Origin of the sequence: Flavobacterium sp. ASW18X, from assembly GCF_005144745.1 — a bacterium.
In the GTDB taxonomy this organism is placed as follows: Bacteria; Bacteroidota; Bacteroidia; order Flavobacteriales; family Flavobacteriaceae; genus Croceivirga.
Genome location: NZ_SWKK01000065.1, coordinates 1 through 287 on the forward strand (window position 1 = coordinate 1; position 287 = coordinate 287).

General features: G+C 38.7%; 1 protein-coding gene. It reads right to left on the minus strand.

The features are described from left to right. Window positions 1-287 (minus strand): malectin domain-containing carbohydrate-binding protein (locus FBT53_RS15975; protein ID WP_136952183.1); only part of this gene is annotated, 287 nt, incomplete at both ends.

Below are 287 nucleotides of genomic sequence, written 5' to 3' on the forward strand. Positions count from 1 at the left end.
CAACCTCATAATTACCATTAGGTAATGGAATACTATAATTCATTTCTTGACTACGACTATAGCGTATAGAACTGTATGGTTGGGATAAGCCGGTTTGCGGACGAGATAAAGTACTACCAATGTCATAATACTGGTCAGAAACGTAGGTAATGCCATTATTCACTACATGTTCTCCTCCTGCATTAATGTGAAGTGAAAAAGCGCCTGTGTTTGCCGGTATCACAGTCAACACCATTTCATCTTCAGCTTGTGCTCCTTGACTATCTGTTACACTTAGTTTAAAAACA